Origin of the sequence: Cupriavidus necator A5-1, from assembly GCF_000744095.1 — a bacterium.
In the GTDB taxonomy this organism is placed as follows: domain Bacteria; phylum Pseudomonadota; class Gammaproteobacteria; order Burkholderiales; family Burkholderiaceae; genus Cupriavidus; species Cupriavidus necator_A.
The window spans coordinates 3077977-3091955 of record NZ_JQLI01000001.1 but is presented as its reverse complement, the minus strand read 5'-3'; the positions used below and the strand labels follow the sequence as shown (position 1 = coordinate 3091955).

Below are 13979 nucleotides of genomic sequence, written 5' to 3'. Positions count from 1 at the left end.
CCCTATTCCCGCCTCTTCGCGGCCACCTGATGGCCGGGGGAGGCGCTCGCCCATCCGCCAGACAGCCCTCCCATGACCACCACCGCCATCGCCCGTTCCTACCTCTTCGTTCCCGCCAACCGGCCGGAGCGCTTTGCCAAGGCCCACGCATCGGGCGCCGATCGCGTCATCCTGGACCTGGAGGATGCCGTCTCCGAGAGCGACAAGGATCGCGCCAGGCAACTGCTGGCGGACTACCTGGCGGCAGGCGGCACCGGACTGGTCCGCATCAACGCCACGCAGACGCGCTGGTTCGAGCATGACGTGGGCGCATGCCTGAAGCCGGGCGTACAGGGCGTCGTGCTGCCGAAGGCGGAGAGCGCGGCGCAAATCGCCGAGGTCGCGAAACACCTGCCGCCGGAGATCGAGGTGCTGCCGCTGATCGAGACCGCCGCCGGCATGACTAACGTGGCCGAAATTGCCGCCGCGCCTGGCGTCGAGCGGCTGATCTTCGGCACCGTCGATTTCCGCACGGAGCTGGGTATCGAAGGGGACGACCAGGAGCTGCTGTTCTTCCGCTCCATGCTGGTCCTGGCCTCCCGGGCCGCGGGCATTGCGGCGCCGGTGGACGGCGTGACGGTCTCCATCTCCGATGTCGATGAACTGCGCGCCGCGAGCACCCGTGGCCGCCGGCTGGGATTCGGCGCAAAGCTCTGCATCCATCCGTCGCAGGTAGTCGAGGTCAACGCGGCATACCGGCCTACCGAAGCACAACTGGCGTGGGCACAGCGCGTCATCGATGGCGCCAAGTCGAGCCCCGGTGCGTTCCAGCTGGAAGGCGAAATGATCGACGCGCCCGTGATCGCGCGTGCCGCGGATCTGCTGAAGCAAGCCGGACGAGGCACTTCCTGACAGGCCCGAGTGCATTCCAAGGTTTCTGAGTTCCCACAAGCAAGATGAAGAAAATCCGCAGTCTCCTGATCGCCAACCGGGGCGAGATCGCCATTCGCGTGATGCGCGCCGCCAGCGAGCTTGGCATCCGCACCGTCGCCATCTATTCCTACCAGGACCGCTTCGCCCAGCACCGCTTCAAGGCTGACGAAAGCTACCTGGTTGGCCAGGGCAAGAAGCCCGTTGGCGACCCCGGCTGACCCGATGCAGGTGGCGTCGCCGATGCAGGGCAGCGTGATTTCGGTGGACGTCAGTCCGGGACAGACTGTCGCCAAGGGCGACACGCTGGCAGCCATCGAGGCGATGAAGATGGAGACCAGCGTCGTCGCCGAAGCCGGCGGCATCGTGAAGAGCATCCTGATCCAGCCCGGCACGCTGGTCCGGGCCGGCCAGTTGCTGATCGAGCTGCAGTAGGCCGGTAGCGGACTAGAGGCTGTCTTCCCGCAGACGCGAAACCGTTTGCAGGGAGACGCCGAACCAGTCGTAGAAGGACGCCTCCAGGTCGCGGCTGTCCGCCCAGCCAATGCGGGCTTTCAGGTCCGCCACGGACAGGTTCGACTGGATTGACTCGAACAGCGCCCGCATCAGCCGCTGCGTCCGGCAGATCTGGGTAAAGGCGGCTCCTTGCCGGAACAGCGCGCTGCGGATCCGGTCGGGTGTGGTCTGGAGCGCACTGGCCATCACTCGCGCATTCCACTCCTGCTGCGGGTGGTGGAACACGGTCCCGGAGATCAGCTCGCGCAGGTATTCGACCTTGGGAGCCGATGCCCCGACCTTCATGACAGTGCGCAGATCCACCGCGGCGTCGTCCAGCACGAGGTCGCAGGCGCTGGGGCTGAACAGGCTGCCTGCCAGGTGCAGGTCGATGGACGCGAACGCCGGGATGCTGACGGTCAGGCCTTCGCGCAGGGTGCGTGAGAAGCCGCGCGCAGCGAGTATGTGCTGTCCGCGGGACGCGGTAATCCGCAAGGGGAAGGCCGGGGTGAGCCGATGCAGGGACACACGGCTGCGGCAACGAATCTGGACTTGCATGGAAAGCAGTTCAACGCTGTGTCAACTGCCCAGATGCTCGCTGCACTTTGCGCCCCAGTAAATCCGTTTCTTCCGAACACTGCATTCGGGTATCCCACAGGCCCATGCTTTCTGTCGAAGCGAATGGCTCGTTCCGAACTTTCGAATTGGAAGCGGCGGCGACACCGTGCATAGTGGAGGCCAGGCAATCAGACCACAGAGAGACGTGATGGACGTTGTGAAGTTGAAAGAATGGGTTGGGAAGACGACCGAAAGCCAGGACGAGATCACGGCGTTTCCTGTCAAGGCGCTCGCGGCGACGCTCGACTACGATGACCCGGCGCCCGTTCGCGGCGACGCCATTGCACCGCTCTGGCACTGGCTCTATTTCCTCCCGCTGCACCGGCAGTCCGAGATTGGTTCCGATGGTCACGCCAGCCGCGGTGGCTTCCTGCCGCCAGTGCCGCTGCCGCGCCGCATGTGGGCCGGCGGCCGTCTGTGGTTCCACCAGCCGCTGCGCATTGGCGATGCCGCCTCCAAGGTGTCGCGCATCCTCGATGTCAGCGCCAAGAGTGGACGCAGTGGCTCGCTGGCCTTTGTGACGGTCGAGCACAAGTACTACGGTGGCAACGGACTGGCGGTTACCGAAGAACATGACATCGTCTACCGCGAGAACGCATCGCCGAACGCGCCCACACGGGAACCGGTGCCGGCGCCGACGGGCGAAGAATGGGTGCATGAGGTGGCGACGGATCCCGTCCTGCTGTTCCGCTTCTCCGCGCTGACGTTCAACGGCCATCGCATCCATTACGACAAGCAGTACGTGACCGCGGTCGAGCACTACCCGGACCTGATCGTCCACGGCCCGCTGCAAGCGATGCTGCTGCTCGAACTGGTGCGCAAGAACCTGCCGGACGCAGTGGTCAGGAGCTTCTCGTTCCGGGGCGTGCGGCCGACCTTCGTGCCCCAGCGCATTTTTGTCTGCGGGAAGCGCAGCGAGGACGGCAAGACCGTCGAGCTGTGGATCCGCCATGAAGACGGCGCCCTCGCGATGAGCGCGACCGCTGAACTGAACTAACCCAAAAAGTTGTTGGAGACCAGGCTGTGCAGAACAGAATCGATGAATACCAGGAAATCCGTGAAGCCGTGCGCGATCTGTGCGGCCAGTTCTCGTCGGAGTACTTCCGCAAGATTGACGAGGTCCGTGGCTACCCTGAAGAGTTCGTAAATGCGCTGACCGCCGCCGGCTGGCTGGCAGCGCTGATCCCGGAGGAGTATGGCGGCTCGGGCCTGGGCCTGACTCAGGCGTCCGTCATCATGGAGGAAATCAACCGTGCCGGCGGCAATTCTGGCGCCTGCCACGGCCAGATGTACAACATGGGCACGCTGCTGCGCCATGGCTCGGCCGAGCAGAAGAAGCTGTACCTGCCCAAGATCGCCAGCGGCGAACTGCGCTTGCAATCGATGGCCGTGACCGAGCCGACCACCGGCACCGACACGACCAAGATCAAGACCACCGCCGTGCGCAAGGGCGACAAGTATGTCGTCAAAGGCCAGAAGGTATGGATCTCTCGCGTCCAGCATTCCGACCTGATGATCCTGCTGGCCCGCACCACGCCGCTGGCCGAGTGCAAGAAGAAGTCGGAAGGCATGTCGATCTTCCTGGTCGACCTGCGCGAGGCCATCGGCAAGGGCCTGACGGTGCAGCCCATCATCAACATGGTCAACCACGAGACCAATGAGCTGTTCTTCGACAACCTGGAAATCCCGGCGGAAAACCTGATCGGCGAGGAAGGCAAGGGCTTCAAGTACATCCTCGACGGCCTTAACGCCGAGCGCACGCTGATCGCCGCCGAGTGCATCGGCGACGGCTACTGGTTCATCGACAAGGTGACCAAGTACGTCAACGAGCGCGTCGTCTTCGGCCGACCGATCGGCCAGAACCAGGGCGTGCAGTTCCCCATCGCCAGGGCCTTCGTCAACGTGGAAGCGGCCAACCTGATGCGGTTCAAGGCGGCCAAGCTGTTCGACGCGCACCAGCCCTGCGGTGCCGAAGCCAATATGGCGAAGCTGCTGGCGGCTGATGCGTCCTGGGAAGCGGCCAATGCCTGCCTGCAGTATCACGGCGGCTTCGGCTTCGCGGCGGAGTATGACGTCGAGCGCAAGTTCCGCGAGACCCGCCTCTACCAGGTGGCGCCGATCTCGACGAACCTGATTCTTTCCTACGTCGGCGAGCACATCCTGGGGATGCCGCGCTCGTTCTGAGTTTTCGCTTCAGTGGTCTCCTGGACCTTGCGACCCGCCTTCGAGCGGGTCTTTTTTTGCCGCTTGCGGTCTCGCAGTCGTCAGATATCCAATACTAGCTCCCCGCCTTGCGCCCTGGAAACACAGATCAGGATGGACCGGTTCGCGGCCCGCTCCTCCTCGCTCAGCACGTAGTCGCGATGGTCCGCGGCGCCGGCAACCAGCGGAACTTCGCAACTCCGGCACAGGCCTTCGCGACAGGCTGACGGCAGGCAAAGCCCATTCGCTTCCAGCACGGACAGGATGCTCTCACCAGCGGGGATGGTGAAACGCCCGCCATGCCGCAGCAAGCTGACTTCGAAAGCGCCGTCGGGCTTGTCGCCCCGCTCGGTATCGGCGCCAAAACGCTCGAAGTGTACGGCGCCGGGCTCGATGCCGGCTTCCCGGGCGCAATGCGACACGGCGTCCATCATCGGCCCGGGGCCGCAACAGTACACATGCCAGCCGGCAGGCATCTCGCGCAGGGCAGCGCCCAGGTCGACCCGTTCGCCGCCATGCTCGTCATCGGCATGCACGACAACGCGATCGGAATGGGACGCAAGCCGGTCGAGGTAGGCGGCAGCGCCGCGGGTGCGCACGCAGTACAACAGGCGCCACTCGCGTCCATGCTCGACGCACCGGCGGATCATGCTGAGGATCGGCGTGATGCCGATGCCGCCCGCAATGAACAGATGTCCTGGCGCGGACGTTTCCAGCCGGAACAACGATCGCGGCGTGCCGATCTTCAGGCGATCGCCCAGTCGAAGCCGCTCATGCGCGTAGCGCGAGCCGCCGCGGGATGTCGGTGCCAGGCCGATGCCAAGGCAATAGCGCCCGACGTCGGCTGCCGAACTGGCAATCGAGTATTGCCTCGTCAGGCCATTGGGCAGCGCCACGTCGACGTGTGCGCCCGGCTCGAAGCCTGGCAGCGCTGCACGCGACGGGCAGCGCAATTCGACGCCCAGCACGTCTTCTGCTTCCGCACGCAATCCGGTGACAACCAGTTCCATCACGTCATGCCTCCTTCAGCAGTCGCGCCTGCCCGCGCTGGGCGGCTTCTTCTTCCAGCCGGCGCGCGACCACCCAACGGAACTGGGACAGGGCCGCATCGATCGAGAACGGGATCATCCTGAAGTCAGGCGCGAGTGCCAGCGAGCGTTGCTGAGCGGTGATGATGTCGCGGTCCTCGTCGAACGCGGCCACCACGCTCTGGTGGATGGACCGGGTGACCTCCGGCTGGTCGATCGCGAAATTATGCGGGTGGGCAAAGAAGTAGTGCGTGGAGTTCTCCGTCTCCGGCGTCAGGGCCTGGCAGCCACGGAACTCGGCAGCGTCGACGCGCCTGCCTTCGGGTGCCCCGGTCCCGGTCGGCGCCATGCCGGAGTCCATCAGCAGGATGGCCGGCAGCGTGAAGTTGTAGATGTTCCAGCGGTCGACCTTTCCCGGCCAGTCCTTGACCTGCTTCGCAAACGGCGGGGCGTCGGTGTCGATGGTCCAGCGCGTAATGCGCACGCCGTCCTCGAGACGCTCGACCTTCGGTTGGACTCCCGCGTAGTCCTCGCTGCCCCCAAGCGTGGTGGGATGCACGAAGGGCAGGTGCGAGAAGTCCAGCAGGTTGTCGGCGATCAGCAGGTAGTTAACGTCATAGTGGATGTAGCCATCGAGGCTGCGCCACGCCGGGTCGTCCAGCCAGTGGGTGTCAGGGATCAGCGCCGGATCGGCCGCTTCCGCGTCACCCATCCAGATCCAGATCCAGCGATTGCGCTCGACCACGGGGAAGGTCCGCACGCGCGCATGCGGGGGAATCCGCTGCTGCGCCGGCGCTTCAATGCATTGGCCGGTGGGATCGAACTTGAGTCCGTGGTACATGCAGCGCACGCAGTCGCCTTCGCGCCGACCCACCGATAGCGGTGCGCCGCGGTGGCAACAGCGGTCCTCCATCGCCACCAGTTTCCCGTCCTCCGCGCGGTACATCAGCACGGGGATGCCGATGATGGTCCGGCTGAACAAGTCGCTGGGCCCGACTTCCTTGTCCCAGCCCGCCACATACCAGGTGTTCCTGACAAACATCATCCTGTCCCCTGTATCGATTTGCGGCCTCTCGGGGCCGCCTTGACAGGAGATTAGGCAGGGGCTCACTATGCGTCAATCGCATGCAGGTCATAGTAAGGATGTACGCCGTGCATAACGCTCCGTTCGACTACAACCTGCTGGCCGTGTTCGACGCCATGCTCCGCGAGCGCAATGTGACGCGTGCGGCCGAGCAACTCGGCCTGACGCAAAGCGCGATGAGCCACGCGCTGAACCGCCTGCGCAGCTATTTCGATGACCCGTTGTTCGTCAAGACCGTGCAAGGAATGACGCCGACGACCAAGGCCGAGGGCCTGGCCGGGCCGATCCTCGACGTCATGACGACCATGCAGACGCGCGTGTTGCCGCAGTCCAGCTTCGACCCGGCGACCATGCAGCGCACTTTCACGCTATGCATGACGGACATGGGCGAGCTGGTATTCCTGCCGCCGCTGATGCAACGCCTGCGCGCGATCGCGCCGCGTTGCTCGCTGCGCACCTTGCAGGTACCGATGCCGCAGATCGAGGGGCTGCTCGCCTCTGGCGAGGCGGATCTGGTGCTGGGCTCAGTGCGCACGGCGCCCGAGGCGCTGTTCCAGCAGCAGCTGTTCATGCATGGATTCGTGACCATCGTCAGCAGCCGCAACCAGACGGTTGGCGACACGCTGACTGTCGAGCAGTTCGAGACCATGCCGCACATCGCGGTCAGCCTGGCGGGGCGCTCGAGCCCGGCCTACGACGCCGCATTCGAGAGCCACGGACTGAAGCGGCGCGTCTATGTCTACACACCACATTTCCTGAGCGTGCCGCTGCTGATGGATCGGGAGCCGGACCTGATCGCCACCGTGCCCGAGGAGCTTGCCAACGTCTTCAGCCGCTATGGCGTGGTGCGCGTGGTGAAGCCGCCGGTTGCTTTGCCACCGTTCGCGCTGAGCCAGTACTGGCACCCGCGCTTTCACCACGATCCCGCTATCGTCTGGTTGCGGCAGCTCGTCAAGCAGACCTTCGATCAGTATCCGGCGATCCCCGCATTGCCAGCGGATGACGCCTCGCCGAAGCGACGCAAGGATGCCGGGCGCAAACCTGCAAAGAGTACTAAGCGATAACCGCCAGCACGCTCAGTTCTCCTGCCACGGCATTTCCTTCCACAGCTGACGGAAGCCCGCCTCGCCCCGCTCCAGCTCCGCGCTGTAGGCCGCCGGCGCGAGGTAGCGCAGCGGCGCATACATCGCCTCGGCCTGCTGACGGAACTGCGGATCGGCGACCACGCTTGCCATGGCATCCACCAGCTTCTTCCTGACCGGCTCGGGCAGGCCCTTGGGCGCCGCGAGGCCGCGCAGCGAAGCCAGCTCGATGTCGAAGCCTTGCTCGCGGAAGGTGGGCACATTCGGGGCGAGCGCCGCCCGTGTCGCGCCCATCTGTCCGATGAACTTGATCGGCGAGCCGCCTTTCTGGTACTGCAGGGCCTCGCCCACGTTGATCGCGCCGATGGTGAGCTGCTGCCCCACCAGTGCCGCGCGGACGTCGCCGGCGCCCTTGTAGCCGACATGGGTCAGCTTGACGCCCGCGGCCTTTTGGAACAGCAGCATGGCGAGGTGGTCGTCCGAGCCTACGCCGGTGGTGCCAACCGACACCTCTCCCGGGTGCGCTTTGGCATGGCGCACCAGCGCCGCCAGCGAGTCGATGCGGTCGCTGTTGTGCACGGTGAAGGCGCCCGGATCGTCGACCAGGTTGCCGATCAGGTCGAAGCTGCGCCAGGTGAAGGTGGTCTTGCGCTCGATCGGAATGGTCAGCAAGTTCGGCGTGTTGATGAAGCCGATGGTGTACCCGTCCGGTGCGGCCCGCGCCAGTTCGGCAAAGCCGATGGCACCGCCCGCGCCGGGCTTGTTCTGAACCACCACCGTGGCGCCGCCGAGCTGCTTCTCGAGGTGGCGGGCCAGCAGGCGGGCCACCAGGTCGGTACCGCCGCCGGGACCGTAGGCCACGATCATCTGGATCGGGCGGTTGGGATAGGGCGCCTCTGCCTGTGCGCCGGTCGCTGCGGCAAGGCCGCAGGCCAGCGCGAGCGCGCCGCCCAGGCGAAGGGGGAAGTGCCGGCGCCGTTGGTCTGGGGTCGTGTGCATGGTTGGTGTCTCCTCGCCGGTCTCTTGTGCCGGCCTGTTATAGGTGAAGAATAGTTCGCGGACTTGCGGGCTAAGATGCGACCGATGACACGGCCGCCTGCATCGCAGCCGCGACGCGCAGGCGCGCTCGCGGCCAGACTTCGGGGTTGACCAGCCGCTCGGGCCGCTCGCCACTGGCCAGCAGCGTGACGATTTGAGTGGCGGCCAGTTCGGCGTTCCTGCGCCGCGCTTCGTGCGTGACGCCGGCGGTGTGGAAAGTGGCAACGACGTTGTCCAGCGCGAGCAACGGGTTCTCGCGCGGTGGCGGCTCCTGCTCCCACACATCCAGGCCGGCCCCGGCAAGATGGCCGCTGGCCAGCGCCGCATGCAGCGCGCCCTCATCGTGGATTCCGCCGCGCGCGGTGCTGACAAAGATGCTGCCCGGCCGCATGGCGGCAAAGGCCGCGGCATCCATCATGCGCAGCGTGGTGACGTCGCGCGGGCAATGCAGCGACACCACGTCGGCACTGCGCAGCAATTCCTCGAAGGGCACCACCTGCGCGCCGCGTGCGGCCAGCTCAGCCGCATCCAGCGCCGGATCGCAGCCGATCACGTGCATGCCGAAGGCGCGGCCGAGCGCGGCGACGCGGCGGCCAGCGTGGCCCACGCCGACCAGGCCGAGCGTGCGGCCGCGCAGTTCGTGGCCCATCACGTCCTCACGGCTCTCGCAGTTGTGCGCGCGCAGGCGGCGGTCGGATTCGGCGATGCGGCGCAGCACCGCCAGCATCAGGCCCAGCGTCATCTCTGCTACCGAGTCGGCGTTGCCGCCGGCCTGGTTGAGCACCGCGACGCCGGCTTCGGTGCAGGCACCGATGTCGATGGTGTCGCAGCCGGAGCCGCTGGACGACACCGCCAGAAGGTTGGGGCAGCGCGCCAGCAGCGCGGCGTCGGCGAACCAGCGGCGGGGGATCTCGTCCTTGGCGGCAGAGATCTGGTAGACGTGGGCGGTGGACAGTCGGGCCCAGGCGGCCGCGTCGGCGCCTTCGCGGGCGCAGGTGTGCAACGTCAGGCCTGGCGTGGCCGTGATGATGCGGTCGAAGGCCGGGTCGAGCCAGTGGTCGAAACGGACCACCGTGCCGGCGGCGGGCATCGGCAGGACGGGCGCGTTCATACGGCCACCCCTTTCTCGCGCAGCGTGCGCTCGACCCAGCTGCGATCCGCGCGGCCTTGCGCGATCGACTCGAGCACCGCTGCTTCGGTGCGCTGTACGTTCTCCACGCGCGCGGCGATTTCCTCGGCATCCTCGGCCGCAACGACCAGCAGGCCGTCGCCGTCGCCCAGCACCAGGTCGCCGGGGCGCACCACCATGCCGTCGATGCAGACAGGCACATGCAGCTCGCCGGGACCATCCTTGTAAGGACCGCGGTGCGAGACCCCGCGTGCATACACGGGCAGCGTCTCCTTGCCGATCGTATCGCTGTCGCGGATCAGGCCGTCGATGACGAAGCCCGCTGCGCCGCGCGCGATCGCCAGCGCGAGCATGATCTCGCCGATGATGGCATTGGGACCGGCACCACCGGCATCGACCACGATCACGTCGCCGGGACCGCAGAGGTCGAGGGCCTTGTGCACCATCAGGTTGTCGCCCGGGCGCGTGCGCACGGTGAGGGCGCGGCCAGCCATGACGCCATCGCGCCGGTGATAAGGCCGCAGCTGCGTGGTGCCGACGGTGCGGCTCATTGCGTCGCTGACATTGGCCACCGGGAAGCCGCGGTAGCGTTCCAGCAGCGCGTTGCTGACGGTCGGCGCCGGCTTGGGGTGGACGCGGAAGCCGTGAAGCGTGCTCATCGATAAGTCTCCGGGTGATGGGGCATGTGGGGTAGTGAAGCGGCAGGCCGGATGCAGGCAGGGCCGATGTCTGCCAGCCGGGTCAGGCCGAGCATCGCCATATCGCGCGAGATCTCGGCCTGCAACAAGTCGATGGCGTGTGCCACGCCGGGGGTGGACCCTGCTGTCGCCGCATAGGCGAACGGCCGGCCGATGAAGACGCAACGCGCGCCGAGCGCGAGCGCCTTGATCACGTCCGTGCCGCGGCGTACGCCGCTGTCGAGCATCACCGGCAGGTCGGGCACGGCGTCAACGATCTCAGGCAGGACGCGCAGTGGCGCGATGGCTCCGTCAAGTTGCCGGCCACCGTGGTTCGAGACGATGATTCCGTCCACACCGTGCCGGCGCGCCAGCAAGGCGTCTTCCGCGGTCAGGATGCCCTTGACCACCAGCGTGCCTTTCCAGCGACGGCGGATGGCTTCAAGGTGCGTCCAGGTGAAATGTGCGCGGTCGGAGAAGTCGCGCAGCACGCGCGACGACAGGATGGGCGCGCCGCGGTGCGCATAGGCGTTCTCGAAATGCGGCATGCCGTGCCGCAGCAGCGTGCGCGCAAAGGTGCCGAGTAGCCAGCGTGGATGCGTGATGCCTTGCCATGCCAGGCGCAGGCTTGGCCGCAAAGGTGTCGAGAAGCCGGCGCGCACATTGTTCTCGCGATTGCCCGCAACGGGCGTGTCGACGGTGATCACCAGCGTCCCGACGCCTGCCGCCTCGACGCGCGACAACAGCCCGTCGATTTGCGCCATGTCGCCGGGCAGGTAGGCCTGGAACCAGGTGCCGGGCGCGGCCGCCATCACTTCTTCCAGCCGGATCAGCGATGAACCGCTCATGATCGCCGGCACCGCGGCCTGCTGCGCGGCCTGCGCCAGCACGATATCGCCGCGGTAAGCGAACAGCGCGGCAATGCCCATGGGCGCAACGCCGAAGGGGGCGGCATAGCGCCGGCCGAACAGCTCGAAGCCCAGTTCGCGCGTGGCCACGCCGGCAAGCACGCGCGGCCGCAACGCGATCTCGGCGAAGGCGCGGCGGTTCTTCTTCAGCGAGACGCTGTCCTCCACCGCGCCGCTGACGTAGGCGTACAGCGGCCGGGGCAGGCGGCGGCGGGCGAGCGGTTCAAGGTCGTTCAGCGAAAGCACTTGCCTGCGCAAGGTGGCTGCGCCGCTTGCGGTTGCGGTCCTCACGCGCGGCGCGGAAGCGGTGCTGACGGCATCTGTGGCGCGGTCAGAAGCGTTGTCTGCAGCAGGGGCATGAAGAGCTGACATGATCGATATAGGGGGCCAGGGCGACGACTAGGCTTCAATCTAGCAACCGCAAGGAATCGATAAAAGCGAAAAATAACGAAGCTATAATTTCGCTTTTAGGAAACAATGATCGCCCCCTCGGGTTAGCCCTGATCCCATGACCCTCAAGCAACTGGAAGCCTTCTACTGGGCCGCGACCTGCCTCAACTTCTCGGTAGCCGCCGAGCGATGCCACCTGTCCGTGTCGTCGCTGTCCAAGCGGGTGGCCGAGCTCGAAACCTCCCTCGGCGTGCAGCTGTTCGACCGAAGCGGCCGCCGCGCCGAGCTGACGGCGCAGGGCGAGCAGATGCTGCCGCGCATCCGCGAACTGCTGCGGGTCGCCGCCGAGCTGCAGCAGTCGGCAGGGCAGAGCCGTGGCCTGCAAGGCCGATGCCGTGTGGGCTTGGGCGAATTGAGCGGCCTGACCTGGCTGCCCCGGCTGGTACGGCAGACGGCGATCCGGCATCCCGAGCTTCAGCTCGAGCCCTACGTCGATATCGGTCAGGTGCTGGAGCAGCGCCTGGAGGATGGCGAACTCGACCTCGCGGTGATCGCCGGACCGTCATCGCGCAGCAGCCTCGCGTCGGAACGGATCGCGCAGGTCGACTTTGTCTGGGTCGCGACCGAGTCTTTTATCGACCAGACCGGCACCGACGATCCGCGGCGGCTGATGGCGGAGCAATTGCTGCTGTCCCTGCCGGTCGGCGCGGGCGGCACCCGGGTGCTCGACCAGTGGCTGGCCACCCGCGGCATGGCGGTCAACCGTCGTCTGGTGTGCAACAGCTGGGGCGCGGTGGTCGGCATGGTGGCGGAGGGACTGGGTTTCGCCTTCATGCCCAAGCAATGGGCCGAAGCGCTGGAAGCGCGCGGGGTGTTGCAGATCCTGAAGAAGGGCGGCGCGCTGGAACCGCTGCACTATGTCGTGCAATGGCGTCGCGACGACGCGCGCCTGCTGATCACGGAGATGCGCGACGTTATCAAGGACGTGATCGAATTCCAGGCGCCGCGTTGCCTGGTGTAGACCGGTTTCGCAGAGTAAATTCGTCGCAAGGTGCACAGATTTCTCACGCGTCAGTACTACGGCCGTCTCTGTGAGTGGCGGTGGGCGCACGGATGGCCAGCCTGGAACGGCATTTGCGTGGATATCAGCGTGGATATCACTAACCCGTCGGCAGATGGCGGGCCCTGAACAGCGCCGCGGGACATGCATCTGCCATGGCCCATGCCGGATGACCGCGGCCGTCATGGAGACGACCATGCCAAGGGCATCGAGCATAGCCCAAGCCAGGGCAGACAAGAGAGCAGGCAAGTCGCCGACCACCCAGGCCGGCCATTTCGTTCACGACGAGATTGAAGCCGTGCGAAAGGGCAAGCACGGCGTGCGCTCGGCCAAGCAGGCCATCGCGATCGGCTTATCGGAGGCGCGCCGCGCCGGCGTCGACGTACCGCCGAAGAAGGGCGCGACCAAGGCGGAAACCAAGTCCACCGCCGCCCAAGCTGCGCCGCGACGTGCGAGTTCAGAAAGCACGGCCAAGCGCTCCCAGGCTGCGCTCAAGGCACTCAAGCGCGAGAGCACCGCCGGCGCTTCTCCCAAGGCGCTGTCCGCCCAGGCCAAGAGCGCGGCAAGCAAGCGCACTGCGGCCGATCGCTCGGCCGCCGCCAAGAAGGCTGCCAGCACCAAGGGGGCTGCCGGGCGCTCCGAAGCGGCCCGCAAGGCCGCTCGCACGCGTGCGGCAAAGAAAGAGTCAGCTCGCTAGCGCCGCTGCCTTGCAGGCCCGCTCATCCGTCGCGGAGCCGCCGGGTCTTGAATCACCATTTGGGTGCTCCCTCTCCCGCTTGCGACCCGCTTGCGGGAGAGAGTTGGGAGAGGGCCGGAGCGTCGACGAAGTGACCCGTCTCGGTATGCCTGTGCCTGCCCTCTCCCCCGGCCCCTCCCGCAAGCGGGGGAGAGGAGCAAACCGGCAGCGTGTGACGAAGATGTCAGGCCGTGAGCTGACGCCTACGACACCTTCGCGAACGCGAAAAGCGCCTGCCCAAAGCCAACCAACGTGCCGCTTTCCACAAGCTGCTCGCCTGGCACGCAGCGTTCCTCAGCGTTGACCGCACTGAGCACTGAACCGACACGCAGGTAACCCACTGCCTCGCCGGCCTCAACCGGGCGGTCGACCAGCGCGAAGGTCTCTTCCGCCAGCGGGTGACTGGCGTAGAACACGCCTGCCGCGGGCGCTCGTATGAAATCGAGCGCTCCGTCTGGTGCTACTGCCTGAGGCATACCTTGACTGGCGCCACCAGGCTCCACCCCCTCGCCGTCCGCCTGGCGTTGCAACACCAGGCGCTTCCCTTCCAGTTCGAGTTCCAGCGTCCCGACCGGGCTGTGCGCAAGACGCTGAGCCAGCCGCTCGATATCTTCCAGTTTCAT

At 66.4% G+C, this 13979-nt stretch carries 15 protein-coding genes and 1 pseudogene; 8 read left to right on the top strand and 8 right to left on the bottom strand.

From position 1 onward, the window contains the following. Positions 1–72: 72 nt before the first annotated feature. The 3 genes and pseudogenes from K307_RS13740 to K307_RS13730 all read left to right on the top strand — a co-directional run bounded on the left by K307_RS13740 (position 73) and on the right by K307_RS13730 (position 1344). Positions 73–891 carry an HpcH/HpaI aldolase/citrate lyase family protein gene (locus K307_RS13740; RefSeq protein ID WP_042878910.1) on the top strand — a complete coding sequence of 273 codons (819 nt, stop codon included), beginning with the start codon at positions 73–75 and terminating at the stop codon, positions 889–891. 44 nt (positions 892–935) lie between these two features. Beyond that, a pseudogene (locus tag K307_RS13735) lies at positions 936–1115 on the top strand (biotin carboxylase N-terminal domain-containing protein); the annotation flags it as partial. A gap of 19 nt (positions 1116–1134) precedes the next feature. Further along, on the top strand, positions 1135–1344 hold the full coding sequence (locus tag K307_RS13730) for a biotin/lipoyl-containing protein (protein WP_042878906.1): 210 nt from the start codon (positions 1135–1137) through the stop codon (positions 1342–1344). A 12-nt stretch (positions 1345–1356) separates the two neighbouring features. On the opposite strand, the gene K307_RS13725 is transcribed toward K307_RS13730, so the two are convergent. Further along, positions 1357–1962, bottom strand: a complete 606-nt coding sequence (locus tag K307_RS13725) for a hypothetical protein (RefSeq protein ID WP_042878904.1) — start codon at positions 1960–1962, stop codon at positions 1357–1359. A gap of 208 nt (positions 1963–2170) precedes the next feature. On the opposite strand from K307_RS13725, the gene K307_RS13720 reads away from it, so the two are divergent. Further along, a complete protein-coding gene (locus K307_RS13720) occupies positions 2171–3019 on the top strand; it encodes an FAS1-like dehydratase domain-containing protein (protein WP_042878902.1) in 849 nt (282 codons plus the stop codon). Between the two features lie 26 nt (positions 3020–3045). Beyond that, positions 3046–4206: an acyl-CoA dehydrogenase family protein gene (locus K307_RS13715; RefSeq protein ID WP_042878899.1), complete on the top strand. Its 1161-nt coding sequence runs from the start codon at positions 3046–3048 to the stop codon at positions 4204–4206. Between the two features lie 80 nt (positions 4207–4286). Here K307_RS13715 and K307_RS13710 read toward each other — a convergent pair whose 3' ends face one another. Then, positions 4287–5234 carry a PDR/VanB family oxidoreductase gene (locus K307_RS13710; protein ID WP_042878897.1) on the bottom strand — a complete coding sequence of 316 codons (948 nt, stop codon included), beginning with the start codon at positions 5232–5234 and terminating at the stop codon, positions 4287–4289. Positions 5235–5238: 4 nt separating this feature from the next. Next, positions 5239–6294 (bottom strand): aromatic ring-hydroxylating dioxygenase subunit alpha, encoded by a 1056-nt coding sequence (locus K307_RS13705; protein ID WP_042881996.1) that lies wholly within the window; start codon positions 6292–6294, stop codon positions 5239–5241. A 101-nt stretch (positions 6295–6395) separates the two neighbouring features. On the opposite strand from K307_RS13705, the gene K307_RS13700 reads away from it, so the two are divergent. Beyond that, the gene (locus K307_RS13700) at positions 6396–7400 is read left to right on the top strand and encodes a LysR family transcriptional regulator (protein WP_230625662.1); all 1005 of its coding nucleotides are present in this window, start codon (positions 6396–6398) and stop codon (positions 7398–7400) included. Positions 7401–7412: 12 nt separating this feature from the next. Here K307_RS13700 and K307_RS13695 read toward each other — a convergent pair whose 3' ends face one another. From K307_RS13695 to K307_RS13680, 4 genes are all read right to left on the bottom strand, one after another. Continuing rightward, on the bottom strand, positions 7413–8417 hold the full coding sequence (locus tag K307_RS13695) for a tripartite tricarboxylate transporter substrate binding protein (protein WP_042878893.1): 1005 nt from the start codon (positions 8415–8417) through the stop codon (positions 7413–7415). A gap of 70 nt (positions 8418–8487) precedes the next feature. Next, positions 8488–9567, bottom strand: coding sequence for a hydroxyacid dehydrogenase (locus K307_RS13690; protein WP_230625661.1), 1080 nt, complete (start codon positions 9565–9567; stop codon positions 8488–8490). After that, positions 9564–10244 (bottom strand): RraA family protein, encoded by a 681-nt coding sequence (locus K307_RS13685; protein ID WP_042878891.1) that lies wholly within the window; start codon positions 10242–10244, stop codon positions 9564–9566. Before K307_RS13685 ends, K307_RS13690 begins: the two co-directional genes overlap by 4 nt. Further along, on the bottom strand, positions 10241–11542 hold the full coding sequence (locus tag K307_RS13680) for an alpha-hydroxy acid oxidase (RefSeq protein ID WP_419187119.1): 1302 nt from the start codon (positions 11540–11542) through the stop codon (positions 10241–10243). Before K307_RS13680 ends, K307_RS13685 begins: the two co-directional genes overlap by 4 nt. Positions 11543–11678: 136 nt before the next feature. Here K307_RS13680 and K307_RS13675 point away from each other — a divergent pair, with 136 nt between their 5' ends. After that, positions 11679–12581 carry a LysR family transcriptional regulator gene (locus K307_RS13675; RefSeq protein WP_042878885.1) on the top strand — a complete coding sequence of 301 codons (903 nt, stop codon included), beginning with the start codon at positions 11679–11681 and terminating at the stop codon, positions 12579–12581. Positions 12582–12816: 235 nt separating this feature from the next. Then, positions 12817–13317 carry a DUF6496 domain-containing protein gene (locus K307_RS13670; RefSeq protein WP_042881993.1) on the top strand — a complete coding sequence of 167 codons (501 nt, stop codon included), beginning with the start codon at positions 12817–12819 and terminating at the stop codon, positions 13315–13317. Between the two features lie 242 nt (positions 13318–13559). Here the strand turns inward: K307_RS13670 and K307_RS13665 are convergent, their stop codons facing one another. Next, on the bottom strand, positions 13560–13979 hold the full coding sequence (locus K307_RS13665) for a hypothetical protein (RefSeq protein WP_042878883.1): 420 nt from the start codon (positions 13977–13979) through the stop codon (positions 13560–13562).